The organism is Nocardioides sp. T2.26MG-1 (assembly GCF_950101795.1).
Lineage (GTDB): Bacteria > Actinomycetota > Actinomycetes > Propionibacteriales > Nocardioidaceae > Nocardioides.
Genome location: NZ_CATNLZ010000002.1, coordinates 1 through 25,320 on the forward strand (window position 1 = coordinate 1; position 25,320 = coordinate 25,320).

18 protein-coding genes are annotated in these 25,320 nt (G+C 68.7%); 5 read left to right on the forward strand and 13 right to left on the reverse strand.

Annotated features, from left to right (window positions below; genetic code table 11):
* Positions 1 to 447 precede the first annotated feature (447 nt).
* On the reverse strand, positions 448 to 1,503 hold the full coding sequence (locus QQZ14_RS04930) for a class I SAM-dependent methyltransferase (RefSeq protein WP_284533099.1): 1,056 nt from the start codon (positions 1,501 to 1,503) through the stop codon (positions 448 to 450).
* A gap of 928 nt (positions 1,504 to 2,431) precedes the next feature.
* Between QQZ14_RS04930 and QQZ14_RS04935 the strand changes: the two genes are divergently transcribed.
* Positions 2,432 to 2,983 carry a class I SAM-dependent methyltransferase gene (locus QQZ14_RS04935; RefSeq protein ID WP_284533100.1) on the forward strand — a complete coding sequence of 184 codons (552 nt, stop codon included), beginning with the start codon at positions 2,432 to 2,434 and terminating at the stop codon, positions 2,981 to 2,983.
* A 59-nt stretch (positions 2,984 to 3,042) separates the two neighbouring features.
* Here QQZ14_RS04935 and QQZ14_RS04940 read toward each other — a convergent pair whose 3' ends face one another.
* The 9 genes from QQZ14_RS04940 to QQZ14_RS04980 form a co-directional block, all read right to left on the reverse strand.
* Positions 3,043 to 4,143, reverse strand: coding sequence for a polysaccharide pyruvyl transferase family protein (locus QQZ14_RS04940; protein ID WP_284533101.1), 1,101 nt, complete (start codon positions 4,141 to 4,143; stop codon positions 3,043 to 3,045).
* 97 nt (positions 4,144 to 4,240) lie between these two features.
* Positions 4,241 to 5,149, reverse strand: coding sequence for a class I SAM-dependent methyltransferase (locus QQZ14_RS04945; protein ID WP_284533103.1), 909 nt, complete (start codon positions 5,147 to 5,149; stop codon positions 4,241 to 4,243).
* On the reverse strand, positions 5,136 to 8,741 hold the full coding sequence (locus tag QQZ14_RS04950) for a glycoside hydrolase family 99-like domain-containing protein (RefSeq protein ID WP_284533234.1): 3,606 nt from the start codon (positions 8,739 to 8,741) through the stop codon (positions 5,136 to 5,138). The genes QQZ14_RS04945 and QQZ14_RS04950 overlap by 14 nt, the downstream gene beginning before the upstream one ends.
* Positions 8,741 to 10,288: a sulfotransferase gene (locus QQZ14_RS04955; protein WP_284533104.1), complete on the reverse strand. Its 1,548-nt coding sequence runs from the start codon at positions 10,286 to 10,288 to the stop codon at positions 8,741 to 8,743. Before QQZ14_RS04955 ends, QQZ14_RS04950 begins: the two co-directional genes overlap by 1 nt.
* A gap of 7 nt (positions 10,289 to 10,295) precedes the next feature.
* Positions 10,296 to 11,048: an ABC transporter ATP-binding protein gene (locus QQZ14_RS04960; RefSeq protein WP_284533105.1), complete on the reverse strand. Its 753-nt coding sequence runs from the start codon at positions 11,046 to 11,048 to the stop codon at positions 10,296 to 10,298.
* On the reverse strand, positions 11,048 to 11,938 hold the full coding sequence (locus QQZ14_RS04965; protein ID WP_284533106.1) for an ABC transporter permease: 891 nt from the start codon (positions 11,936 to 11,938) through the stop codon (positions 11,048 to 11,050). The genes QQZ14_RS04960 and QQZ14_RS04965 overlap by 1 nt, the downstream gene beginning before the upstream one ends.
* On the reverse strand, positions 11,935 to 13,140 hold the full coding sequence (locus QQZ14_RS04970) for a hypothetical protein (protein ID WP_284533107.1): 1,206 nt from the start codon (positions 13,138 to 13,140) through the stop codon (positions 11,935 to 11,937). The genes QQZ14_RS04965 and QQZ14_RS04970 overlap by 4 nt, the downstream gene beginning before the upstream one ends.
* Positions 13,137 to 14,276 (reverse strand): DUF58 domain-containing protein, encoded by a 1,140-nt coding sequence (locus tag QQZ14_RS04975; RefSeq protein WP_284533108.1) that lies wholly within the window; start codon positions 14,274 to 14,276, stop codon positions 13,137 to 13,139. The genes QQZ14_RS04970 and QQZ14_RS04975 overlap by 4 nt, the downstream gene beginning before the upstream one ends.
* Positions 14,273 to 15,289: an AAA family ATPase gene (locus QQZ14_RS04980; protein WP_284533109.1), complete on the reverse strand. Its 1,017-nt coding sequence runs from the start codon at positions 15,287 to 15,289 to the stop codon at positions 14,273 to 14,275. The genes QQZ14_RS04975 and QQZ14_RS04980 overlap by 4 nt, the downstream gene beginning before the upstream one ends.
* A gap of 94 nt (positions 15,290 to 15,383) precedes the next feature.
* Here QQZ14_RS04980 and QQZ14_RS04985 point away from each other — a divergent pair, with 94 nt between their 5' ends.
* The 4 genes from QQZ14_RS04985 (at position 15,384) to QQZ14_RS05000 (ending at position 21,747) form a co-directional block, all read left to right on the forward strand.
* Positions 15,384 to 17,600: a glycoside hydrolase family 99-like domain-containing protein gene (locus QQZ14_RS04985; protein ID WP_284533110.1), complete on the forward strand. Its 2,217-nt coding sequence runs from the start codon at positions 15,384 to 15,386 to the stop codon at positions 17,598 to 17,600.
* A gap of 172 nt (positions 17,601 to 17,772) precedes the next feature.
* Positions 17,773 to 19,014, forward strand: coding sequence for a GH39 family glycosyl hydrolase (locus QQZ14_RS04990; protein ID WP_284533235.1), 1,242 nt, complete (start codon positions 17,773 to 17,775; stop codon positions 19,012 to 19,014).
* Positions 19,015 to 19,103: 89 nt separating this feature from the next.
* On the forward strand, positions 19,104 to 20,345 hold the full coding sequence (locus QQZ14_RS04995) for a hypothetical protein (RefSeq protein WP_284533111.1): 1,242 nt from the start codon (positions 19,104 to 19,106) through the stop codon (positions 20,343 to 20,345).
* Positions 20,346 to 20,394: 49 nt separating this feature from the next.
* Entirely contained in the window at positions 20,395 to 21,747 is a 1,353-nt protein-coding gene (locus QQZ14_RS05000) for a GH39 family glycosyl hydrolase (RefSeq protein WP_284533112.1), read from the forward strand.
* Between the two features lie 7 nt (positions 21,748 to 21,754).
* Here the strand turns inward: QQZ14_RS05000 and QQZ14_RS05005 are convergent, their stop codons facing one another.
* The 3 genes from QQZ14_RS05005 to QQZ14_RS05015 are packed head-to-tail and all read right to left on the reverse strand — an operon-like array spanning position 21,755 to position 25,307.
* Positions 21,755 to 23,158, reverse strand: a complete 1,404-nt coding sequence (locus QQZ14_RS05005; protein WP_446740476.1) for a sugar nucleotide-binding protein — start codon at positions 23,156 to 23,158, stop codon at positions 21,755 to 21,757.
* An 8-nt stretch (positions 23,159 to 23,166) separates the two neighbouring features.
* Complete coding sequence (gene rfbB, locus QQZ14_RS05010; protein ID WP_284533114.1) at positions 23,167 to 24,165, reverse strand: dTDP-glucose 4,6-dehydratase; 999 nt, start codon at positions 24,163 to 24,165, stop codon at positions 23,167 to 23,169.
* Positions 24,166 to 24,194: 29 nt separating this feature from the next.
* On the reverse strand, positions 24,195 to 25,307 hold the full coding sequence (locus tag QQZ14_RS05015) for a glycosyltransferase (protein WP_284533115.1): 1,113 nt from the start codon (positions 25,305 to 25,307) through the stop codon (positions 24,195 to 24,197).
* Positions 25,308 to 25,320: the final 13 nt, after the last annotated feature.

Below are 25,320 nucleotides of genomic sequence, written 5' to 3' on the forward strand. Positions count from 1 at the left end.
CATCACGGCGCTCAGCGATCTGCACCTTCGTGCTACCCGATCGACCCGGGGACCTCCGCACGAACACCACCGGCCGGACCCTACCGAGCCCCGGGGTGTGTCAATCAGCGACGCCGCAACGCGCTCACCTGCGAAGACGCCACAACGGTCACCGATCCACGGTCAAGTGGCACGAGTCAGGATCGGACAATGGCCCGAAGCCTCGTACACAATAGGCAGGGTGCTCATGTAGAGGGAGTGTATGCGCGACGGTGCACCCGACGCTCCTATAGTCGTCGCGGGTCGTCGGCAGAGGATCGCCGAACCTGCTCGTAGTGGCTCAGCGCTGGTGACGAGTCGGACCTCGCCCGGAAGGTCGTACTGGCTGCCGAGGCTTGGCGCCGCGGCGTGGTGTTGCTGGGGTCGACAGAGGGTGTCCGACGACCCGAAGAAGTGAGATGGCGCGCCTCACGTCTCTCGCGACAACACTGCCAGGTTCTGGAAGCGAGATACCACCCCAGTGATCTGTTCTCTGACTGCGAAGTGTGACCTGAAGAGGCTCATCGCGTGCTCGTCAGTCATGAACGTGTGGCGGTAGTACTCCGGGTCGGAGATGACGTCGTTCACCTCGTTGGCCTTGAGTTGGGAATTGAATCCATCGTGCAATACCTGTCTCACGAAGCTCTCGGTCCTTGAGGCGAAACCAAGAAGGCTAAAGTCCCCGTGGTATGAGAGTAGCGCGAGGCCACCGGGGCGAAGAATTCGTGATATTTCGTGCAGCCAGGCATCCATGGCTTCGGCCGTGAGATGGGATAGCACAGAGTTCGCAAAGACGACGTCGAATGTGTCTTCGGGCAGACTGGTGGGGGGCATAAGGTCCACCGTCTCGAACCTTCCTGGGTGGAGGTTCTCCGAACACCACGCCACGTTGTACGGGTCGATGTCAATGCCCGTGATATCGGCGCCGGACTCCTGATAGTGCCGACTGAGCCTCCCGCAGCCGCATCCCCAGTCAAGAATCCTCTTGTGTTCGCTACCAACCGCGGAATATTGCGCCGCAATACTGACGAAACGTAGATAATCCGAGCGCCCGTTATTGTGGTAGTTGTACGCAGTCGCGCCTTTGCCGGATACGCGCTCGATATTGGCAACTGGCGGCGTCGGGTCGATGGAGTCCCACGAGGCGTACTGAGCGAACGTGAAACGATCCCGCTCGGCCTCGGGCGTACCGGTGGGGCAGATCGTCACGTTGAATAGGTCGGGCCTCGCGGGAACGGTCAACTCAACCCCGAATCGCCGACTCTCGGGTACGAACCAGAACTTATCTTCCGCGTAGGCGCTCTCGAGTTGACGCCACGGCACGCGTTCTCCATTGACGAAAGCTTCGATCTCTCCGGGCGAAAGCTTGGGTCCCAGAACTACCGTCCCACGCACTCGAAATCCGTCGCCCGATTGGAAGTGCCCATCACGGAACCAGAAGAAGTTCGGAAGAAGAGAGTTGAGAAGCGTGGTGTAGTCGGACACGCGGTCCCCCTTGGCCTTCGAAGAGTTGTATCTAGTCTATCGGCGGGACCCTGCGTCGTCTGATCCGAGGCGGGAGACGGAGAGCCTCGCCATCGCCCGACTTTGGCGCAGTCATCGGCCACCGCATGCCGCGGGCCAGACTGTATCTCAACGGGTTCCGCAGAGTCGAGGGCGCAACGAAAGCCGCCGCCCGTTCCGCGCGACGGTGTGGGCTGGAGGCGGGAGAGCTCCTGAGGGGCGGAAATCACGGTGCCTGCCCGAAAGGTTCGAGTACACGGCGTCGACTCTTGCGGCGGGCTTCGTTGACGTTCATCTGTGCCCTCTCGCCGGCTCGGCGGCTCGCCGGCTCGGCGGGGCGGCCTCGCGGGTAGCAGTAAGCATCGCCCATATGGGCGCGCCATCGTCGTGATCGAGCAAGGAATCGGACACCCAGCGGCATGAACATCGCGCATTCTCGGTATTCGAGAACCGCGGCGGAGCGGGCGGTGTGCTCACCGTCGGGCTTTCTGGATGGGGCGGTGGCTTCAGTCGACGGATGTGGGGTCGATCGCCCGGCGATCCGCCTACACTTACGCGGGACGACCTATCAGGCTGAGACAGCCAAGGACGTGGCGCCGAGTGGGTTGCAAGGGAATGTGGTGCGACTTTGCGGCGTCGCATGAGTGCGGAGGTGCCTCATGGCTGCTCCGGGCAAGGGGAGCTTGTGATGAACTCGCATCGGGACGAGTCTGCTCCAGACGCGTCCGTCTGTTTCACGGCTGCCTGTCGAGCTTGTGACAGTGAGCGATCTTTCGAGGCGCCGGATGACTATTACTCGTGCCGTTCGTCCCTCAAGTCCGGTGATTGTCCTCTTGGTGCATGCGTGCCACGTGAGCGAGCTGTCAGCGCTGTCGCCCATGACTTGTTCGGCCGCGACGGTCTGCGGAGGATGGACATTCACGAGGTCGCGCCCACGGGCCGCGGCTTTACACTCTGGCTTCGCCAGGAGGTGCGGGGTTACGTCGGATCTGGCTACTTCCCAGACGTCCCGTTCGGCAGGATGGTCGGAACCCTGCGAAACGAGGATATTGAGTCGCAGACATTTGCGTCGGGTGTTTTCGACCTCGTGCTGCACCTCGACGTCATGGAGCACATCTACCGGCCGTTCGACGCGCTACGTGAGGTCTGGCGTACGCTGAGACCCGGCGGATACTGCATCTTCACGGCCCCGACCTACGCAGGCCGTCTGCGGAGTGAACAGGTCGCCTTTCGTGAGAGCGACGGAGTTCGCGTTGTGGGGGAGCCCGAGTACCACGGCAACCCGCAGCATCCGGACCAAGGAGCTCTCGTCACCTGGCGTTACGGCTACGACCTGCCATTGCTCATCAGTCGAGAGACCGAGTTCGATGTCGAGGTACGTCGTTGGCAATCCCGCCGCTTGGCAATCATGGGCCCGATGACTGAGGTGTACATCTTGCACAAGGGCTCCTGGCACTCATAGCCTGGGCCCGAGCTGGCGGGCGGCGGATGGGTTCGATCGGCAGGCCTCGTCGATCAGCACTATCGAGCTAGTGCGGCGAGCGTTCCGCGGGCCGCCAGACCATGGCCCTTCAAGAGCGTCACGTAGGTCTTCGCGAGTTGGGCTCGATTGGCGTCGAATGCACGACCATCGAATGAGCGCAGCGTCGCCCACATCGCACGCGGCCCTTGGTCTTCAAGGTCCTGGGCAGGCACGCTCGGAAGCCCTGTCGTGTCGCACAGCTCCTTGGTGCGGCTGTCGTGTGTGACCACGACAGCGGGCGTGCCCGCCTGCATGGCCATCATCGCGCCGTGGAAGCGGGGCCCGACACACACCTCGAAGCGCTGCATGTGCTCGATCCATGCCTCGATCTCGAAGAACACGACCGCATTCGATCTCGCCCACTGCTCGAAGAGCTCGGGGTCTAGCCCCGGGGCAAAATGCCTGGTGAGCCGGGCCAGATCAGCAGGATCCACGTCCTTTCCACGGGCGAGATCGATGAGCTCGAGCTCCTCCTGAAGTACCCATGGGAGTCCTTGCGTGGAACCGGCTGCCAGACTCACCATGATCTGATCCACGACCTTGAGGTTGCTCGCCGTGGATCGGGCTGCCAGTGTCGCGATCCGCTCCGGCTCCGTGCCCGTGACACGACTCTCGATCGACTCACCGAGGTTTCGGCGCCCGGACAGGAAGTGGGACGGGCAGCCGATCACCTCCGTCGAAGTGATCCCGTGCTTGGCCAGCTGCGACCTCGTGTACTCGCCTCGGACAAGGATGTTGGGCGTGTCCGAGTAGCGCAGCCGCGCGACGGCCCTCGCCCAATGAAGCGTGCCCGGAGTCGGTTCGGCGTCGTCGGTGGCGGCCGACGACTGAGCGCCAAGACCGATAGCTAGCACGGGTACGTCGGCTTCGAGCAGGAGGTCGCCCAACTGTCCCAGGTCGGTGTGCGAGCCGAATTGGTTGGCGCAGGGCATCACGACAAGATCGGCTTCAGCCAACAACTCCGGTGACGTCGACCACCCCCGGAATGAGATTTCGGCGTCCAACTGGTCGGCAATCGCAGTCGTGAATGCCATGTTCCCAGTGTTCCGCCCGACGCGTGCGTACAGGGCTTTGGTGTCGGTGCCGGCGTAGTGCGTCATGGCACGTTGGCCGGCGAGATACGCAACTCGCATATCGCGCGAAGCTCCTTCTAGAGTGCGGGGTCGGATGGTCACGGGCTCTGCCGTGGAGAAACCTTCAGGCGGGTGCTCGACGGGCTCGTACCACAACCTGGTGAGGGTCAGCGGGAACCCACTCGAGCAGCGGGGGCTCGAACCCGCTCGCGAGACAGGCTCGATCAAGGTAGCTCAGGGACACGGAGGTGTCGCCGTAATCGTGTTGGCCCGGGTAGGGGTGGAAGTAGAACTCCCGATGCTCCGCATCCCGCAGTGCGCCCTCCCAGTCGGAGCGGAGGGACCAGTATTCAGGTGGTCGCACCGTGAAGACGGCGACGCCTCCCGGTCTGACCATCCGTCCCAGCCCGGCCAGGCACGATGGAAATGCCTGGGGCCCGAGGCTCGTGAAGACAGAAAATGCGTAGACAACGTCCAGGCTGTTCTCGGCTAGGGGCAAGGTCTCGAGGAGAGGGTCGCTCAAGATGAGCTCGATGGGGACCCGCAACTGCCGAGCTTCCTCCAAACTGGACTCCCACGCATCGCAGCCCGTAAGGTTCTCGGGCTTCGAGTACTTCAACCACAGCATCGCCAGGCGCCCCCAGCCCACACCGAAGTCGAGCACCTTGGCATCGGTCGGTCTCACTCCTGCTTCGGCGCAGGCAAGAACGACCTGGTCGATGTGGGCAACCGATTGTCGTAGGAGCTGACCACCCGACAGACCCGTCCACTCCTTTTGAAGTGAGGCGTCCGGCATCCGAGGGAGGAGTAGGTCGGCTCGGCCGAAGTGCCTTTCGGGCGCATCGAGCAACTGGCCCCAGATCGCGACTGGAATCCGCCGCAGGAGGTCGGCCAGGTTGCCTAAGTCTGGGCGGAGCTCTCTGTCCAGACGGACGACTTCGTCGCGCCACGGCGTCAGTTGGGTCCACGAGACGTCGTCGAGAAAGGCGCCGGTCGCATCGCCGCTGAGCGCGCCGGCGCTAGGCCGTTCCATGCCCGCTCGCGCCCTTGTCGAGCCCGGCCGCATCGTGTCGATCGCCGTCTCGAGTCCTGTTGCTGGAAGTGATCTTCGCTGCCAAGGATGCGAACTGCTCATCGTGATGGAGCGCAGTGGAGGGTCCGAGGTTGAACTGCTCGTAGAGGCGCTCGGCATAGGCGACCGCCAGGCGCCGCACAGGCGCGGACACGGGGAACGCATCGGCGATGTCGGCCTGCATGGTCATGATCTCCATCAGGTGTCGCCGCCCGAGGCCGCTCGCAACGACGCTGTGCTGGTGGCGGCGATGTCCATTCAGCGCGCGGGGCACGAACACGAGGTCGCCGTGCTGCAGCACCTCGAGGTAGACCCGCCAGTCTCCAGCGGTCGGCAGTTCGCTCAGGTCCACCCGCTCCATCGCCAGGCGAAGGGTGGTGGCGTCGAACAGCACGGCACTCACGTTGGGAATCGTGTTGCGAATGGCGAGGCACTCCGTGATCTCGTCACGGCCCGAGGTGCGGTAGCGCCGGGTCCAGTCACGCGCGTGGATGTCTGCAACATACTCACGGTAGTGGTGGGCGAGGACGGTTCCGTCGGCGTCGAGCTGTCTCGATTCGCTGTAGGCCATGGCGGTTCCTGATGACCAGAACTCTGGTACAAGCGACGCGAGGAACATGGGGTCTGCGACGTCGTCGGCTTCGGCGATCCACACCAGATCGCCGGTGGCGAGCTGCGACCCCAACCGCCACTGGGCGAACACCGATCCGCTGTTCTCCTCGTTCACGACGACACGCACGTGTGGTATCGCGTCCGCGATCGCCTCGCGGATGGCTGTCACGCTGTCGTCGGTGGACGCGTCGTCGAGCACGATGAGCTCGTAGATCGGGAACGTCTGGTCGAGCACCTGTCGAAGCCGGTCGCCGATGAACCGCTCGTAGTTGTAGTTGGGCACGACGACGCTTACGCGAGGAAGCGCGGCGGGCGTTGCAGCGAGCAGGTCGAGCATGTAGCGCTGGAAGTTGAACTCGCCGATCACAAGTTGCCGGCGGGTGTGCGCGTCGGCGGGCGAGTCCGAGCTGACAGCATCGATGACCCCGTCGACGAGACACTCGCCTGTCAAGGTCTCGACCAACCGTCCACCAGATCGGAGGATCAGGTCATCCTGTCCTGTGCGGTCGCGTCCTGCCACGACCGGGAGCCCGCACATGAGTGCTTCGAGCACCACGCTGGGGAAAGGGTCCTCTCGCGAACTGAGGACCAGCACGTCGGCGGCTTGATAGTAGACCTCTGTGTCCGAGACGTAACCGACGAGGTGCAGCCTGTCCGAGCCGGCCGCTGCGATTGCGTCGACGATGCGCCTGTCGTAGGTGTCGTGACGGCCCACCCACACGAAGTGGACGGCGCTGCCGTCCGCGGCGGTGGGCCGGGTGGCGGCCATCTCGGCGAAGAGATCCAGGCCCTTGCGATGATCGCCGTACCCCACTCCGAGGGCCACTGTCGCGTCGAAAGGCAATCCCAACCGCTCGCGCAGCGCTTGGCGATGAGCCGCGGATCGTTCTCCGGCGATCGGCTTATAGATCCCTTGAGGGCGGATGATCTCGTCGGTGTCCCGCGGCAGTGCGTAGGGGTAGTCGCGCGCAACCTTGTCGGCGGGGAACACGATCCGATGTGCGCCGTTGGTCAAGGACTCCGCGCGCTGGCTTACCGCTGGGTCGGAGAGCACGCTTGGCAGTTCGTGCACAAGACCGGTGACGTCGGCCCCGGCTTGACGCAGTCGTGAAGCGAAGCCACCGGACACGGACGTGTTGCAGATGGCGGTGGTGAATCCGCGTTGGACCAGTCGATCAGCAAGCATCTCGGCGGTGGCGTCGTCGTCGCGCGCCAGAACGTGTAGCGGCGCGGTCCTGGCGAACTCGGATGCGAGCTCGCCCTCGCCGAGCGCCACCACCTCCACGTGGAGCCCGAAGCGGCCCAGGGTGCGGGTCATCGCGAGCGCCAGCAGTTGCGCACCGTGCGGGTGCATGTCGTGCGTGACGACGATGACTCCCGTGCCATGGGTGCCCACCGGACCGTCGGCCAACGTGGTCTGCGCGTCACGGACGGCGTGGAGCCATTGGTAGCCCTGGGCCTCGTCCGGCTCGAGATAGGCGCCCTCGGCCCACTCGTTCCACGCGTTGATGAAGACCAACCGCGAGGAAGGCTCGCAGCGGGCGATGGTCTCCGCGCCGGCGTTGAGGAGCCATTGTCGGAAGCCTTCCGGGTTGGCGCCCCACAAGATGGCCGCTGACTTCCCGCGTCGGGCGGTGTTGTCCCACGAGGGACATGCCCCGCGCCACACCGGGTAGGACGGTTCGGCGTAGCTGTTGCTCCGGCTGGCCAGTTCCACCCAGTCGTAGACCTGTCCCTCGAAACCCGGCGTCGCCTCGAGTTCCGACACGCGATGTGGGCCGGTGTTGTTGGGCGGGAACTCGACCGCGACGTCGAAGCCGAAGTCGGCTGGGTCTGCCTTGTCGAAGGACTGGACGTAGGCCAGCAGGATCTCGCCGATGCCGTTGTCACGACACCAGGCCCGCCACCGGGCGGCTGTCGCGGCCGGGTCGGGAAGGAGTGAGGGTCGATACACCAGCAGCACGGGCTTGCCGTCGACCCGGACATATCGGCGATCGCGGAGATAGTGGGCCATCTCCGCGATGAAGGCGAGATCGTCCTCCGGAGAGTGACTCTGTCCGATGAGCACGTCCCCGGCTCTGCCGTCCCAGGTGCGGGTCCAGTTCTCGTTCGCCCAGCACACCAGGAATTCGAGGTCCAACGAGTCGTCGGCGAGGAATGCCTCGAGCGGACGGTCCAGGAGTCTCTTCCCGGCAAACCAGTAGGCGTAGAAGCAGAACGCGGAGATCCCGTGGAGGACGGCCAGCTCGACCTGCCGGCGCATGATCGCAGGATCCCGTAGGTCGTAGTAGCCCAGCTCTCCCGGGACGTTCGGCTGCCGGTGCCCGTCGAAGGACGGCGTCCCGCGCACGACATTGGTCCACTCGGTGAAACCCTCGCCCCACCATTCATCGTTCTCCGGGATCGGATGGAACTGCGGCAGGTAGAACGCGACCGTCCGCAACGCAGTCGCGCCGGGAGGTGAGGCCGCGGGCGATTCAGACCGCTCAGCGAGCGACGGCAGGACCGGCCTGGCGTCGGGCGCCGGGATGGGCTGGGGCTCGGGTTCGCTCGGGGCCGCGATGGCCGTCGCGCCTGCGAGCTCGACCGTGAGCGGGGAGAAGTCGTCCAGACCCGGGGCATCGAGCGACTCGAAGTCGGCCCGAGGCAGGCGACCCTCACGCCACCCGTACAGGGCGTAGTGCACCAGCGGGTTCATCCCGCTCTCCGCAACGTCTGGATTGGAGTCGAGGTAGTACTGCGTCGAGAAGCCTGGTCCGGGGTCGCGTCCCTCGAGCCACCCTTGGGTCAGGTAGTGGATCAGGGGAGGGGCGCCGGCCTCGGCCACATCGAGGTAGTGCACGCGGTACCACTCCTCGTCGACCGCACCGCTGGCTGCGACCTCCGCAAGCTCCTCGGGCGCGACTGCGGGCTCCCAGATGGCTGCTGGCTCTGACCGCATCACGTTTCCTCGTCCCGCGTCGAGTCCCGTCCCAGCGGCCTGGCGAGCTTGCGCCCCCACCGCCACGTCCTGGACGCTCGCATGGCGCGGCCCGCGGCTTCCTCGGCCCGGCGCTGCGCCTCGAGCACACTCACCGCGCGGAGGAGTTGCTCGCGCTCGAAGCGGAGCACCCGTTCCCTCGCGCGCGACACCTGCGCGAGCGAGTCGTTGTCTGCCAGAGCAGCCGCGAGCTCGCTTCGGGACCGCTCGAGGTGGGCTTGCGCCTCCTGCGTCTCCGACTCGAGAGCCTCGATGCGCCGTGTCTGCTCGAGGCGTCGCACTCGGAGGGCCTCGACGTGCTCGTCCAGCGGCTTGCGCTCCTCGACCAGAGCGATCAGCCTGGCCGAGTCGCGCTCGATCTCTGCCTCCTGCCGAGTGCGCACCGCCTCGTGGTGCCGCACGCGATCTCGGAGTACGGCGAGCTCGATCGTCGCCGCTCGTAGCGCCTCAGCGTTCGCGTCGCGTGACCCTCGAAGCGTTTGCTCCAGTCGGAGTGCCTCCGCGGTTGCCTGACGGGACTGGTGAAGCGCCTTGTCCAACGCCGAGTTCTGCTCCGCATGCCGCTTCAGCTCGGACTCCGACTCCGCCAGCGAGCGCCGGAGTAGCCCGACCTCTGCCTGGAGTGTTGCCGCGTGGCGACGACCTCTGACCAGCTCGGTCGACGACTCGCTCTGATTGCCGGGGACGTCGCCTGGATCGATTCGGTCGACCGATCTGGGCACCTGCTCGATCCAGGACCAGAGCTCGCGCTGGCTCGCCGTCAGCGGCACGACTTCGACGGTGCTTCTGTTGCGATAGAGCTCGGGGCGGACGGCTTTCGGCCGGTCGGGGGGGACGGTCGTGCCGAGTGCCTCGGCCAAGCTCTCGATGACCTCGTCTGGGTGTTCGAGGAGGTCCCCGTAGCGGACCACGACGGCACCCCGGTCCTCCGCGGCAGCGAGTGCCCGGCGCACGTACTCCTCCCAGAGGGCCAGCCCCGTGACCAGGGGCATGCCGTCGCGCCTCTGCAGGGAGGCAGCGACCTCGGCTGGGTGACGGAAGGTCAAGACCAACCTGGCTGACGGTGGCAGCTGCCGCTCCCAGAGTGGCCAGAGGACGCAGAGCCGGGGATCCTTCAGGGCGAACGGTGATGCGCCCGCGTCCTTCCCCATGGACGCGATCAGGGCTGCGACGTGCTCGTCGACCTCGTCGCCGAGCCCGAGCAGTTCGTCGGGCCCAGGGGGTCCGTCCCACGAGGCGCCGACCTGGGACAGGATCCGGTCGTTCAGCACTTGGACGTCGGCGCGCTCGAAGAACCCGTCCGGGTTGTCCTCGCGGGGCCCGAGCAACTCCTCCGGTCGGCCGAGGTACCAGCCGAGGTCACCGAGGATGTGCGCTGTCAGGCTCGTCCCGGAACGGTGCATGCCGAGCACCACGACGGGCCCGCCGGACGTGGTGTCCGAGACGGTCGTTGAACCGGCCGCCCGGCCTGTCGACGTCTGGCGGGTGTCGCCCCGGGAATCGCTCATCGCGCCGTCACAGTCCCGCAGCGGTCACGTAACTGGCGTGATAGTCAGTCAGTACGGCATCGATGGGGCCTCTGGAAGCAACCGCCCCTGAGTCGAGCCACACTGCATCCGTGCATTGCTCTCTCAGCAACGCATCGCCGTGACTGGCGAGGACGAGGATCCCGGCCGACGACAGAAACTCGTTGAGCCGGCGACTGGCCCGCGCGGTGAACTCAGCGTCGGCCGTGCCCAACCCCTCGTCGAGGAGAAGGATGTCAGGACGCAGCGACGTGAGAATCGAGAACCGGAGCCGTGTCTGCATGCCGGTGGAGTAGGAGTAAGCCGGATGTAGGATCCGCTCACCGAGGCCACTGAAGTCGGCGATGTCGTCTATCCGGCTGCGCATGGCGCGAGGAGACTCGCCCAGTTGCACGCCCATGCTGACGATATTGTCGCGCCCAGTTGCTTCCTGGTCCAGTCCCGCCGCTGCGCTGCCGAGGAGGGCCAGGACGCGACCGTCCACCTGGACGGAACCGTGCGTCGGCGGCAGTAGCCCAGCCATCACCGAGAGCAACGTGGACTTTCCGGCGCCGTTCGGTCCGACCAGCCCGAGCCGTGTGCCCTCCCTGATGTCGAGGTCGATCGCTTTCAGCGCCGCGATGACGATCGGTTCCTGGAATCGGCGTCGCGCTGTCTGGACGACTCGATTCTTCAGGTTGTAGTCGCGCACCGAGAGCAACTGGTGTTCGACGCGAACGCCGCGCAGCGAGACTGAAGGCATCAGGCGACCCAGTATGGCAAGTGCGATCGGCTGCGGGCAAACACCCAGATGGCCAGGATGACATTCCCTGCACTCACCGCGGCCACCCCCGTCCAAGTCAATGCCGACGGGTAGTCACCCAACAAGGGGTCTCGAAACAGTGCGAGCAGGTGGGCAAACGGGTTCCAACCGATCAGAGCGCTCCTGCTGTCAGGATGGAGCTCGTCGACTCGCCAGAAGACCGGGGTGAAGAACATCATGACCTGGAGGATGGAGGCGACGAACGGCCCGACGTCGCGGAATCGCGCGACAGTCGGCCCGAGCCAGAGTCCGAGTGTCACGCCGTTCAGCACGATGATCATCACGGCCGGCACGATCAGAAGTAGTTGGGAGCTGAGCGGCACGAGGCCTGCGACGACGAAGGCAACGATGATGACGAGGTTGTGGCCGAACTGGAGAAGCTCGACCGTGGCCGCCCGGAACACCAGGAAGGACAACGGCTGTCGTGTGCTCGCGATCGCCGAGGCATTGTCGACGAACACGTCCGCCGCCTGCCGTGTGAGGCCAGCCAGTAGCGTGAATCCTATGAAGCCGCCGCCGACGTACGGCACGAACTCGTCGAGGGGCTGGTGGAAGATCGAGCCGAACAAGACCGCCAGTCCGAAGACGTAGGCGGCCGTCTGCAGTGTGAGCCACCAGGGTCCGATGACCGTCCGCCGGTACTGGTTCTTCACCTGTTCGACCGCGAGGTACGTCCACGACTTCCACCGCCGGACCCCCTCGGCGACGTCTCCTGCTGCTGCGCTGAATCGGTACCCCAGCGACGCATCGAGCGGTGCGTATCCCTGCCAGGGGAGGCTGGCCGGGTCCTCGGCCCTTCGGGCGCCAGCGCGCGGATGCCGAGGACTCACGAGCTGCTCTCCTCGGTGACTGGTGCGGCGGGATGGGACGGCGTCGAGTCTATAGAACGGACGGCAAAGGCGAGTCGTCGGCCAGCAGGGAGCCCCTTGACGGCACTGCGGGCGACGTCGTCGGCTGCTGACCACGTCGTCGGCACGTCCCGGGGTTGAACACCCGTCGGCGCGTAGACCGCGCTGACCGTCGAGGACGCGATCTGTCGCAGCGGTTGCCGGAGGGTCCGCGGCAACGCGGCGATCCTCTGGCCAGAAGCCGCGGCGTCGACCGGCAGGGAGCGGGGGAGGGCGAAGCCGGCGGCGCGCAGTCGACGCGTGGACCAGATCCACGCTCCGGCAATCTGCTCCGTCTCCGTGCCGCGCCGAAGGCGGCGCCGGAGGCGCCGCCAGGCCAGGGCGACCCAGGCGACGCGAAGCGTCGCAGCCACGAGCGCCGAGAGCAGGGCTGCCAGCACGGTCAGCCAGATCGCGCGCAGGGGTGCACCGGAGTCGGTCGGCGGCGTGTCGACTTCGGCCGTCGAGTCGGCGGGTGCGCGGGACGGCGTCGGGCGAGGGTCGGGATCACCGAGCACCGAGGGCGGCTGGATCGACTGGTCCACCGCCCCGGGCGCCAGGACGGCAGGTTCGCCCTCGAGTCGGCGGTCGGCCTGCAGGGCGATCGCCGCCGACAGGCCGCCGATGAGCACTGCGAAGGTGACAACCGCGATCAGATGGGGTGCGCGGCCGGTCCACCGCCGGCTCTGGCCCTCGACGACAGCCAGCGCGATGGTCGTGACCACGGCGGTGGCGACGGCGACCGGAGCGACCTCGGCGCCCGCGCCGAGGCCGAGTGCGCCGCCGACGACGCCCACCACCCCGGCTGTGAACAGCGCCGGCGCGGGGCCGCGCACGGCCGCCACAGCGAGAGCGGTGAAGGTGGCCGCCGCGAAGGTGGATCGCGCTGCGGGGCCGTGCCCCGTCCCCGACACGAGGTTCACGACCTCGGCGACCGCCAGCGCCGCGGCGAGGCCGGAGGCCGCCGCAAGCTGGACTGAGAGCCGAGCGGCCGCGGCCGTCAGCACGATCACGACGACGACGGCGGGGATGACGAAGGCGAGCAACGCGAAGAGGGATACCGCCCCGGAGTAGGCCAGCGATGCCACCGCACAGCACGCGCCCGCGGCAGCGGTCCGTATGCCCCCTCCCGGTGCCGCGCTCACAGGTCCCCCAAGCCCGCGGCGTCCGGCACGTCCACCACGCGCACCCCGGGAAGGCTCCCGCCCGCCGCGTCGGCGCCGACGCGGACGACCGTGAGCGGGGCGATGGTGGCCAGCCGACGCAGCGAGCCGGCCGTGCGTGGGTCCGGGACCGAGGTGATCACGATCGTGTGGGCGGCCCGGGTGCGCGCGACGACGACGGGCAGCTCGTCCGCCGCCGTGTCGACCGGCGGCAGCAGTTGGACGGTGGCGAGGGCGTCGAGGAGGCTGCCGGCAGCGCCCGCGGACGCACTCGTCACGCGTGCTCCTCGGGCGGTGGTGACGAGGTGCACCTGCTCGGCCCTCCCCAGCTGGCTGGTGGCGAGCGACGCGGCCACCTCGACCGCAGACTCGAAACGCTCGGTGTCCCAGCTGGTGCTGAACCGGCCGCTCGTCGCGTAGGCCGAGCCGTCGACGTCGAGCACGATGGTGGTGCCGGTCGAGGCCTCGGAGACCTGCTGGCGCACGACGAGCTTCCCCGCCCGCGCGGACGAACGCCAGTGCACAGAACGGGGCTCGTCGCCGAGCACGTAGTCGCGCAGCGCGTGGAAGTGCTGGTCCCCGGATCGTCGGCTCGCGGAGTCGGACTCGCCCTCGCGGAAGGCCGTCGTCAAGGATCGACGGACCCGCAGTGACCTCGGCCGCACCGTCAGCACGCCGCCGTCGGCCGACGCGACGACCCGGCGGACGATGCCCCAGGGGTCGCCGTGCACGAGCGAGTACGGCCCGAGCGGACGCTGACCGCGCTCGCTGGTGTCGACCGGCATCCGTAGCGAGGCGGCGCCGGTGCGAGCCGAGCGAGGAAGCCGCACCGATCGCAACGGTGCGCGCACCGGGCCGTCGACGACGCGCAGCCAGCGGCGTGGGCCTCGGACCTCGAGGCTGAGTCCGACCTCTGCCGGCTGGCCGCGGACGACCTGCACCGACGCCTGGTCCGGGCGGACGGTCCCGCGCGGAGTGCGCAGCGTGGCGAGGAGTGCGAGCACCACGAGGGCGCCGGCGCCGGCACCGAGCGCCACGAGCTCCGGCCAGTTCGCCCGCCACCCCCAGATTGAGAGACCTGCGGCGGCCAGCACCAGCCCGGCGCCGCGCACGGTCATCGCTGGCCGTCCCCCGGCGGCGGTTGCACGGCCTCGACCGCCTCGGCGGCGGCATCGGCGGCGGAGCCGCCGGACGCCTCGAACGACGGGCTCACCAGCATCCGGTGGGCGAGCACGGGCTGCGCCAGGGCCTGCACGTCGCTCGGCACGACGAAGTGCCGGCCGTCGAGCGCGGCCCGCACCCGGGCGGTGCGGAGCAGTCCGATCGCGCCACGGGGCGAGGAGCCGAGCCGCAGCTGCGGCATCGTGCGGGTGTGGCCGACCAGCGAGGCGACGTAGTCGAACACGGCGGGCGCGACGTGCACCATGCGTGCCGCCGCGACCAGGGAGGCGATCTCGCCGGGCGAGCTCACCTGGGGGACGTGGCCCACGCCGGTGCCGGCGTGCTCGGCCTGCAGCACGCGGACCTCGGCGGCGTGGTCGGGATAGCCGACCGTGGTCTTGACCAGGAAGCGGTCGAGCTGGGCCTCCGGCAGCGGATAGGTGCCGTCCATCTCGACGGGGTTCTGCGTCGCCATCACCAGGAACGGCCGCGGCACCGGATAGGGGCGCCCGTCGACCGTCACCTGCCGCTCCTCCATGACCTCGAGGAGGGCCGACTGGGTCCGCGGCGCCGCACGGTTGATCTCGTCGGCCAGCACGATGTTGGAGAAGATCGGGCCGGGGTGGAAGTTGAAGCTGCTGGTGTCCTGGTGGAACACCGACACGCCGGTCACGTCGCCCGGCAGGAGGTCGGGGGTGAACTGGATCCGCTGCCAGGGCGCCCCGAGCGCCGCGGCGAAGCTGCGCGCCAGCGAGGTCTTGCCGACTCCGGGGACGTCCTCGAGCAGCAGGTGACCCTCGGCGAGCAGGCAGGTCAGTGCCAGGTGCACGACCTCGGCCTTGCCCTGCATGAAGCCGTTGACGGCCCCGGCGATCCGCTGCGCCGTGGCCTGGAAGGTCGCTGCCTCCTCGATCGTCAACGGGGCAGGGCCCCGGTCCTGCATTACGTCCACGATTCCCCCAGAGGTCACGGTCCGGCATGCTACCGGCCCGTGCCGAGGGAGGCCCGATCGGCGGCGCGCCCGTAGGATGAGGCGGCCACGATCAGTCAGGGGGACCCTCGGAGTGGACCCGCACGACCCGGAAGACCTCTTGGAGGCGCTCCGCGCCGAGAACGACGAGCTGCGGATGCGGATCTCCGTGCTCGAGGCCACCGCCGAGGAGTACCGGCGGCAGATGACCGCCGTGCTGACCTCCGCGTCGTGGCGGTGGTCGGCGCCGTTGCGCGGATCCGCCGGGAAAGTCCGTCTCGTCAGGTCCCGGGCTCGGTCGCTCGCCAAACGACTCGTCGGGCGCGACAGCCAGCCTGTCACGACACCAACCGCGGGTCTGTTCGCTCCGGTCGCCCGCAAGGGCGCGTCCGGCACTCCCCACTTCTCCCCATTGCTCAACCGTCCCCTCCTGCATGGGGTCCGGTCGTCGCGGCTGGCGCTCGATCCTCTGCCGAACCTGGATCAGGCCCGGATCCTCGTCGTCGCTCACGTCTTCTATCCCGAGGTGTGGCCGGACATCGAGGACCGGCTCTCGCGGATGCCGGAGGCCTTCGACCTCATCGTCACGCTGGTGAAGGGCCCCGCGGAGAGCATCGAAGGACGCATCAGCGGCCTCTTCCCGCGCGCCCGGATCCAGCACGTCGAGAACATCGGCCGCGACAGCTGGCCGTTCGTCGAGCTCGCCCGGCTCGGCGCCTTCGAGGGCTACGACGCCGTGCTCAAGGTGCACACCAAGCGATCGGTGCACCGCATCGACGGGGACGCCTGGCGCCTCGACCTGCTGGACGGGCTGCTGCCCTCGCCCGAGGGCATCCGGCGGATCGTCGACCTGGTGCGTCGCGACCGGAACGTCGGCGTCGTCGTCCCCTCCGGGCACCTCAAGGGGCCGGAGACCTGGGGGTCCAACCAGGAGCTCGTCGAGGCTCTCGCCGCCCGGTTGCCGTTCGCCTTCGATCCCGACGCCCTGCGCTATCCCGCGGGCTCGATGTACTGGGCACAGCCGTGGCTGCTCCAGCGGCTCGCCGACCTCGAGCTCGGGCAGGAGCACTTCGAGTCCGAAGCGGGGCATCTCGACGGATCGACGGCACACGCCATCGAGAGGTTCGTCGGGGTGATGGCCACCGCGGCCGGCCTGGACCAGGTGGAGACCGGAGAGGTGCCCTCGCGCCTCCACCAGGCGCGCCGAGCCGCGTCGGACACCACCGCGCCCCGGGTGCTGGCCTTCTATCTCCCGCAGTACCACCGGATCCCCGAGAACGACGAGTGGTGGGGGGAGGGGTTCACCGACTGGGTCAACGTCGACCGCGCCCGGCCGCTCTACCGCGGGCACGCGCAGCCCGTCGAGCCCGGCGAGCTGGGGCGCTACGACCTCTCCGACGTCAAGGTGATGCGGCAGCAGGCGGAGCTGGCCGCCGACCACGGTGTCGACGGGTTCGTGATGTACCACTACTGGTTCGACGGACGCCCGCTGCTCGACACGCCCCTGCGCAACCTGCTCGCCGATCCGTCCGTCGAGTTCCCGTTCGCGCTCTGCTGGGCCAACGAGTCCTGGACGCGGCGGTGGGACGGACTCGACAAGGACGTCCTGATCGCCCAGACCTACCCGCCGGGCTGGGAGGACGCGTTCTACGACGACCTGCTGCCGGCGCTGCGCGACCACCGCTACCTCCGGGTCGGCGGCTTGCCCCTGCTGGTGGTCTACCGCATCGGTCAGCTGCCCGACGCCGCAGCGACGATCGCGCGGTGGCGCAAGCGCGCCGACGACGACGGCCTCGGGGGGCTCCACGTCCTCGCGGTGATCCCCTCGCGCGACTTCGAGGGCATGTCGGCCTCGGCAGCCGCCGCGGTCGACGGGCTGGTCCACTTCCCGCCCGGCTCGGGGATCGGGCTGCAGTCGTTGCGCGGACTCGTTCCCGACCTCGACCCCGGCCACTCGGGGGACATCTACTCCTACGACGCCGCGGTCGACGGTGCCGACCTGCGCACCACCGGTCCGCACGGCCTGCGCGTCCATCCGGGCGTGATGCCGGGCTGGGACAACACGGCTCGACGAGGCTCGGCGGCGTACGCGTTCCACCGCGGCAACCCGGTGTCGTTCCGCCGCTGGCTCTCCCGGGCCGTCGATGCGGCCACGGCCGCCGGCGGTGAGCCGCTCGTCTTCGTCAACGCGTGGAACGAGTGGGCCGAGGGTGCCTGCCTCGAGCCGGACGCCCGCTTCGGTCGGGGCAACCTGGAGACCGTGCGTCAGGTCACCGGCACCCGCGCCCGCAGACCCGATCGCGCTGACTGACCATCTCGTGGACGGGTCCGACCTCCTCCCGCAAACCTTCGCCACATGTCGCTCGCCTGACGTAGGGTCGGAGGCTGCGGGCGTTCCTGTGGGGGAAGCCGCCCGATTCCTTGCTGTCTGCCTCGGAGGACCGACAATGTCATTGCCAGCTCACCGATCCGGCTTGCGGGCCGTGCTCCTCGGCCTGATCCCGCTGCTGATGGTCGGCGCGTCGCTCGTGTCGGCGCCCGCGCAGGCCCAGCGGGTCTCTCCCGACTTCTTCGGGATGCACGACGCCAACATCGCCGGTGGCTCGGTCCCCGGCGTCACGGTCGGCTCTGTCCGGCTCTGGGACACCGGGACCTCGTGGCGCCAGATCGAGAAGAGGCCGGGACGCTTCGACTTCAGGGCGCTCGACAAGGCGGTCAACACGGCTCGCGACGCCGGCCTCCGTCCGATGATCGTCCTGGGTCAGACGCCGAGGTTCCACGCCTCGAAGCCGAAGGCCGCGGGATGGTACGGAAAGGGTGCCTCCAGCATGCCGACGAAGATCTCGGCCTGGAAGAGCTACGTCACCAAGGTGGCCAAGCGCTACAAGACGTCGGTCGACTACCAGATCTGGAACGAGCCGAACGTCGTCGGCTTCTGGAGCGGCAGCGTGAGCCAGATGGCGCAGCTCACGGCAGTCGGCAGCGCCGCCATCAACAAGGCCGTCGGGCGCACGGCGACCATCGTCGCACCGTCCTTCCCGCTGCGGCTGGCGAGCCAGCGGGCGTGGTTCAAGAAGTACTGGGCGTCGAAGGTCGGCGGCAAGGGCATCGCCGCGATGGTCGACGTCGTGTCGGTGAACCCCTACCCGCTGGCCAATCAGGCGCCCGAGGCCTCGGTCACGCTGCTGTCGCTCGCCAAGCGGGCCCTGCCCCAGCAGGCGCGTCGCAAGCCGATGTGGAACACCGAGATCAACTACGGCCTCCGGGGCGGTGCCACCGCCAAGCAGATCCCCGACGCCAGGCAGGCGGCGTACGTCGCTCGCACCCTGCTGCTCAACGCCGGAGCCTCGGTCAAGCGGGTGTACTGGTACAGCTGGCGCATCAACGGCATCGCCAACACGCACCTCGTCGAGAACGACGGCACCACGCTCACCCCAGGGGGTCGCGCCTGGGAGGTGGCCCGGAGCTGGATCGTCGACGCCGACCTGACGTCGTGCGCGGTCACCGGGACGGGGCAGCTCAAGGGCCTCTACACCTGCACCGTGCGCGTCGGCGCGGACGAGGTCCGGCGGATCTACTGGAAGCCCACCGGCAGCGCTGTTCAGGTCACGACATCGGCGACGACGACCTCCTGGACCGACCTCGGCGGCACCACCACGACCCACGTCGGCCCGACCACCCTCACGGTCGGCGGCGCGCCGGTCATGGTCTCGTCGCTGACCTGACAGGCGGGGCCGAGCAAGCTCGGCCCCACCTCATCGCCCATCGGGGGGAGATCCGTATGACCGCTACCAATGTCCGCTCGTCCGCTCGTATGCTGCTGGTCCCGCTTCTGGCGGCGGGTCTCTTCCTGTCGCTCCTCACGTTCGCGGCCCCCGCCGAGGCGAAGCGGGTCGATCCGGCCTTCTTCGGAATGCATGACACCCGGATCAGTGGCGGGACTGTGACGACGCTGCCCATCGGATCCGTGCGGCTGTGGGATACCGGGACCGCCTGGCGAGACATCGAGAAGCGCAAGGGTCGCTTCAACCTGGGCACGCTGCGCACGGCCGTCCGCACGGCGAGAGAGGCCGGCGTGCGCCCCATGGTCGTGCTGGGCCAGACGCCACGGTTCCACGCGACGAAGCCGAACGCGCCCGGCGCCTACGGGCGTGGTGCGACCAGCATGCCGCGCCTGGGTCCGTGGAAGCGCTACGTCGCGAAGCTGGCGCAGACCTTCGGGACCACGGTGGACTACCAGATCTGGAACGAGCCGAACGTCGTCAACTACTGGACCGGGTCGGTCTCGCAGATGGCGCTGCTCACAGCCACCGCTGGGACCACCATCGAGAGGATCGCCGGTCGGAAGGCCGTCGTGGTGGCGCCTTCCTTCCCGCTGCGACTCACCTCACAGCAGGCGTGGTACCGCGCGTTCTGGCACGCCACCGTCGGCGGTCGCGGTGTCGCCCGATTCGTCGACGTGGTCTCGGCCAATCTCTATCCCCTGGAGCACCAGGCCCCGGAAGCCTCGATGAAGCTGGCCTCCTTCGCCCGGCGAGCCGTCCCGGAGGCTGCCCGCCGCAAGCCGTTGTGGAACACCGAGATCAACTACGGGCTGCGGGGAGGCCCCCCCGCGAAGCAGATCTCGACCCGGAAGCAGGCGGCGTACGTCGCGCGCACCCTGGTCCTGAACGCCGCGAGCCCGGTTCGCCGGGTCTACTGGTACGCCTGGGGCCTCGGCGCCATCGCGAACACCCATCTCGTCACGCCGGACGGCACCAAGCTGACCCGGGCCGGACGGGCCTGGGGCGTCACCGCCACCTGGCTCAGCGGCGTCGACGCTCAGGGCTGCACTCAGAAGTCGCGAGGACGCCTGCAGGGCGTCTACACCTGCGCGTTCCACGAGGGGGACGAGGTGCGCCGCGTCTACTGGAAGCCCCGCGGCAGTGCGGTCGACATCGCGACGCCCCGCACAACCCACTCCTGGTCGACCCTCTCCGGCGCCACCACCGAACGCTCAGGACGCTTCGCACTCCGGGTCGGCCAGGCGCCGGTCATGGTGAGCTCTCGCCGCTGAGCCCGACGCTCCAAGACACTCGCACTGCTTCCCGAGCCGTTGGAGAACGATGTTGGTCAGATCCCGCCGCACCCTGTTCGCGATCGCCTGCACCTGCGTGGCCATGCTCGGCCTCGGCTGCAGCACGAGCAGTCCCTCACGCGAGGCCGAGGGTCCTGAGTCGACCCCCTCCGCGCTGACGACGTCGCCCACACCTAGCTCCGCGGAGTCGCCGGGGCCGTCCGAGGCGGCGGTCCCTTCGGGACAGCGGATCCAGGGGGCCTTCTTCGGCATGCACGACGGACTCGTGAGCCAGGGCATCGCGCCGGACGCGCCCATCGGCGCGCTGCGCCTCTGGGACTCCGGGACGAGCTGGCGGGACCTGGAGAAGAGCCCGGGCGTCTTCACCTGGACGACGCTCGACACCGCCGTCGACACCGCGGAGCGGATGAAGGCCAGGCCGCTCCTGGTGCTCGGCCAGACCCCCGCCTTCCACGCCTCGAAGCCGCGCGAGGAGGCGCCGTACGGCCCTGGTGCGGCCTCGATGCCCGATCTCGGTGCCTGGCGCCGCTATGTCACCGCGGTCGCAGAGCGCTACGGCAACCGGATCGACTACCAGATCTGGAACGAGGCGAACGTCGTCCAGTACTGGACCGGCACGCCGCGGCAGATGGCCCGGCTGACGCTGACCGCCTCGGAGGCGATCCGCGAGGTCGTCCCGAAGGCGACGATCGTGGCGCCGGCGTTCCCGGTGCGGCTCGAGAGCCAGCAGGACTACTTCGCGGACTTCTGGTCGCTGCAGTCGACCCGCGTCGACCTGGCCGGCGCGGTCGACGCTGTGTCGGTGCAGCTCTATCCGCCCGCGGACGGGCTCCCGGAGGACCAGGCGACACTGCTCGACACCGTCCGGCAGGTGCTGGCCGAGAACGGGATCGACCTCCCGGTGTGGAACACCGAGATCAACTTCGGGCTCCTGGGCGGGCCCGAGCCACCGCCGATCTCCGCCGAGCTCCAGCGAGCCTTCGTGATGCGCACCTACCTGCTCGACGCCGGCCTCGGTCTGTCGCGGGTCTATTGGTACAGCTGGAACATCGGTCGGATCGCCAACACCTACCTGACCGAGGAGGACCTCACCACCGAGACCCTCGCCGGGAGGTCCTTCGACGTCCTCCGCGACTGGCTCGACGGCACCCGGGTCGAGGGCTGCACCCTCGGAGACGGGGAGCCCGGGGTCTGGGAGTGCGTGGCGCGCGGTGCGGGTCAGGTCAGGACGTTCTGGTGGAAGCCGCGGGGCCCCGCCGTGCGCGTGGCCGCTCCGGACGCGACGTCGTGGAGCGACGCGGACGGTGCGGTCAACCGCTGCCGCGGGTCGTGCCGGGTCCCGGTCGGGGTGACGCCGGTGATGGTCGTGCGCCCGGCGTGATGCCCCCTCAGGAGGCCGGCTCGTGCTGGCAGTAGCGGACCAGCGCGGTGAGAGCGTCCTCGGGGACGAATCCGGTGCGCGCCAGCTTGTCCAGGCTCAGGACGCTGCGAGCCGGTCGCGGGGCCAGAGACTTGCCGGCGGCGTACTCCTCGGTGCTGACCGGCGTCACGTCCCCGGGATCGCGGCCCGCCAACCGGAAGACCTCGCGGGCCAGGTCCGCCCACGACGTCGCCGGACCCTCGTTGGTGACGTTGTAGGTGCCGTACGCCGCGCCGCTCTCCACCAGGTGCCGTGTGGCGCGCGCCAGCTCGCCGGTGAACGTCAGCCGACCCACCTGGTCGTCCACGACCGACGGTGAGATGCCGCGCTCCGCGAGCGACTGCATCGTGCGGACGAAGTTGCGCCCCTCGCCGATGACCCAGGACGTCCGGAGCAGGTAGTGCCGCGGCGCGGTCCCGACGGCGAGGTCGCCCGCTGCCTTCGACTGGCCGTAGACCCCGAGCGGCGAGAACGGCTCGTCCTCGTCATGGGTGTCGGCGGCCGCGTCGAACACGTAGTCGGTGGAGTAGTGCACCAGGGTGAAGCGGTGCTCCTGAGCCAGCCGGGCGAGCACGGCCGGTGCCTGGGCGTTGGCGGCCCAGCACGCGGGACGGCCCTCGGGGGTCTCGGCGTCGTCGACGGCGGTGTAGGCCGCGGCGTTGAGCACGAGGTCGTAGTCCTGCCACGGCCAGGCTCCGACCGCGGTCGGGTCGGTGAGGTCGAGGACCGGATCGGTGCCGACCAGATCGACCTGGTCGGCCTGCGGGAAGTCGGCCGCGAGCGCCCGGCCGAGCTGACCGTTCGAGCCGATGATCAGGGTGCGACGCGGCTCCATCGGGACCACGTCGGCCAGCATCGGATTGCGCTGGTCCTTGTCCGAGATGTCGGCCTCGTCGAGAGCGATCGGCCACGGCACGGCGACCTCGGGGTCCCCGAGGTGGACCGCGGGGTAGGAGATGCCCGCCCGCCAGTGGTCGTTGACCAGGTAGCTGTAGCTGGTGCCGTCCTCGAGCGCCTGGTAGGAGTTGCCGACCCCCCGGGGCACGAACACCGTGACGGACGGGTCCACCTCGATGTGGAAGGTCGTCCCGAACGAGTCGCCACGGCGCAGGTCGACCCACGCCGCGAAGACGCGCCCGGTGGTCACCGAGACGAGCTTGTCCCACGGCTCCGCGTGGATGCCCCGCGTCGCGCCGCGGCGGGCGTTGTAGGAGACGTTGTTCTGGACCGGCCCGAAGTCGGGCAGCCCGAGGGCGACCATCTTGTCCCGTTGCCAGTTCTCCTTGAACCAGCCCCGCTCGTCCTGGTGCACCGGCAGCCGCAGGACCAGCAGGCCCGGGATCGGCGTGGTCTCGATGCCGAGCTGCGTCACCGGCTCCATCACTGCCCCTTCGCCGCGTAGCCGGCCTCGACGGCCTCCTTGTGCGGCCGCCACCAGTCCTCGTGCGCGACGTACCACTCGATGGTCGCCGCGAGCCCGCTCTCGAAGTCGCGGTACGCCGGCTCCCAGCCCAGCTCGGTGCGCAGCTTCGTCGCGTCGATCGCGTAGCGCAGGTCGTGCCCGGCCCGGTCGGTGACGTGGTCGAAGTCGTCCGCGGGCCGGCCGAAGTGGCGCAGGATCATCTGGACCACCTCGAGGTTGTTGCGCTCGCCGTCGGCGCCGATCAGGTAGGTCTCGCCGATCTTCCCGTTCTGCAGGATGGTGAGCACCGCCGAGGAGTGGTCCTCGGTGTGGATCCAGTCGCGCACGTTCAAGCCGGCGCCGTAGAGCTTGGGCCGGCCGCCGGTGATGACGTTGGTGATCTGGCGGGGGATGAACTTCTCGACGTGCTGCCACGGACCGTAGTTGTTGGAGCAGTTGGAGATCGTCGCCTGCACCCCGAAGCTGCGGACCCACGCGCGGACCAACATGTCCGAGCCCGCTTTGGTGGAGGAGTAGGGGCTGGAGGGGTCGTACGGCGTCGCCTCGGTGAACCGCTGCGGGTCGTCGAGCTCGAGGTCGCCGTACACCTCGTCCGTCGAGACATGGTGCAGGCGGACGCCCGCCTTGCGCACCGCCTCGAGCAGGGTGAAGGTGCCGACGAGGTTGGTCTGCACGAACGGCGACGGGTCGCGCAGCGAGTTGTCGTTGTGCGACTCCGCCGCGAAGTGGACGACGGCGTCGTGCTCGGCGACCAGCGGGTCGACCACGGCCGCGTCGGCGACGTCCCCCACGACGAGCCGCACCCGGCTCTCCGGCAGGCCGGCGAGCGACTCGCGGCTCGCCGCGTAGGTGAGCTTGTCGAGCACGGTCACCTCGGCCTCGGTCGCGCCGATCAGGTGGTGGACGAAGTTGGAGCCGATGAAGCCGGCCCCGCCCGTTACGAGGATGCGATCCATGTCCGGTCCCCTCAGTCGGTTGTGGGTCGTCAAGAGCGTCGGGTGGCGTCGATGATCCGGGCGTACGCGTCGGCCACCGGCTCCCACAGGAAGTGCCGGGCAGCCCGGTCCGCGGCCAGCTCGCCGAGTGGCCGATCGTCGTTGAGCGCGGCGACGACCGCCTGGACGATCGACTCCTCGTCACCGTCGCAGTACACGCCGGTGTCGGCGAGCACCTCACGGTTGAAGGCGGTGTCGCGCGCGACGACCCGAGCGCCCAGGGCCATCGCCTGCACCAGGGACGGATTGGTCCCGCCGACCGTGTGGCCGTGGAAGTAGACGCCGGCATGCTGCCACAGCGAGTGAAGCCGCTGGTCGTCGCTGAGGTGGCCGAGGACCTTGATGCGCGGGTGGGCGACCGCCAGGGCGTCCGCCGCTCGCTGGATCGGGTCATCCGGGGTGGCGGATCCGACGACCACCACGTCGACGTCCGCCTTCTCCACGATCGCGGGCGCGGCCGCGAGGAACTCGGCGACGGTGTTCTCCTGCACGAAGCGCGCCACCAGCAGCACGTACCGGCCCGCCTCGAGATCCTCGTCCAGCGGTAGCGCCGGTCCCGGGTCGCCGCCGTACGGTACGAACGTCCCGTCGCGGCCGAGCTCGCGACGCCAGTAGTCACCGATCGCCTCGGCGTCGAAGATCAGCTCGTCGGCGAAGCGGGCCGTGAGCCGGGCCCCCCACCGGAACACCGTCTTGCCCAGCGAGTTCCACTTGTCGCGCTCCCACTCGATGCCGTCGACGTTCACGACGGTGGGGATCCCCCGCAGCCTGAGCAACGGGAGCCAGAACCCGTTCGCGACGTTCATCACCAGCGCGACGTCAGGCTTCCTGACGAGGGCGTGGAGGACCGCCGTGAGCCCGTAGGAGAGCGTGCTGAACGCGGTCGTGTCGAGACCTGGGGTGAGGACGCGGTCCACGCGCGGGTCCGTCGTGCTCGTCGCTGCGACCCAGCCCCGGCGTCCGTAGACCCGCACCCGCCAGCCACGGTCCGCCAGTGCGGGCGCGATCCGGCGTACGGCGGTCTCGAACCCGCCGTAGAAGCTCGGGTAGCCGCGCGTCCCGATGACGGCGACGATGGGGGTGTCTGGTCGATGTGGGTGCATGCTTCCTTTCCGC

Coding starts and splice junctions, on each gene's coding strand:
- QQZ14_RS05015 (WP_284533115.1), bottom strand. CDS start 25,307: ATGCACCCACATCGACCAGACACCCCCATCGTCGCCGTCATCGGGACG.
- QQZ14_RS04975 (WP_284533108.1), bottom strand. CDS start 14,276: ATGACCGTGCGCGGCGCCGGGCTGGTGCTGGCCGCCGCAGGTCTCTCA.
- QQZ14_RS05000 (WP_284533112.1), top strand. CDS start 20,395: ATGTTGGTCAGATCCCGCCGCACCCTGTTCGCGATCGCCTGCACCTGC.
- QQZ14_RS04960 (WP_284533105.1), bottom strand. CDS start 11,048: ATGCCTTCAGTCTCGCTGCGCGGCGTTCGCGTCGAACACCAGTTGCTC.
- QQZ14_RS04995 (WP_284533111.1), top strand. CDS start 19,104: ATGCTGCTGGTCCCGCTTCTGGCGGCGGGTCTCTTCCTGTCGCTCCTC.
- QQZ14_RS04950 (WP_284533234.1), bottom strand. CDS start 8,741: ATGCGGTCAGAGCCAGCAGCCATCTGGGAGCCCGCAGTCGCGCCCGAG.
- QQZ14_RS04935 (WP_284533100.1), top strand. CDS start 2,432: ATGGACATTCACGAGGTCGCGCCCACGGGCCGCGGCTTTACACTCTGG.
- QQZ14_RS04955 (WP_284533104.1), bottom strand. CDS start 10,288: ATGAGCGATTCCCGGGGCGACACCCGCCAGACGTCGACAGGCCGGGCG.
- rfbB (WP_284533114.1), bottom strand. CDS start 24,165: ATGGATCGCATCCTCGTAACGGGCGGGGCCGGCTTCATCGGCTCCAAC.
- QQZ14_RS04940 (WP_284533101.1), bottom strand. CDS start 4,143: ATGACGCACTACGCCGGCACCGACACCAAAGCCCTGTACGCACGCGTC.
- QQZ14_RS04945 (WP_284533103.1), bottom strand. CDS start 5,149: ATGGAACGGCCTAGCGCCGGCGCGCTCAGCGGCGATGCGACCGGCGCC.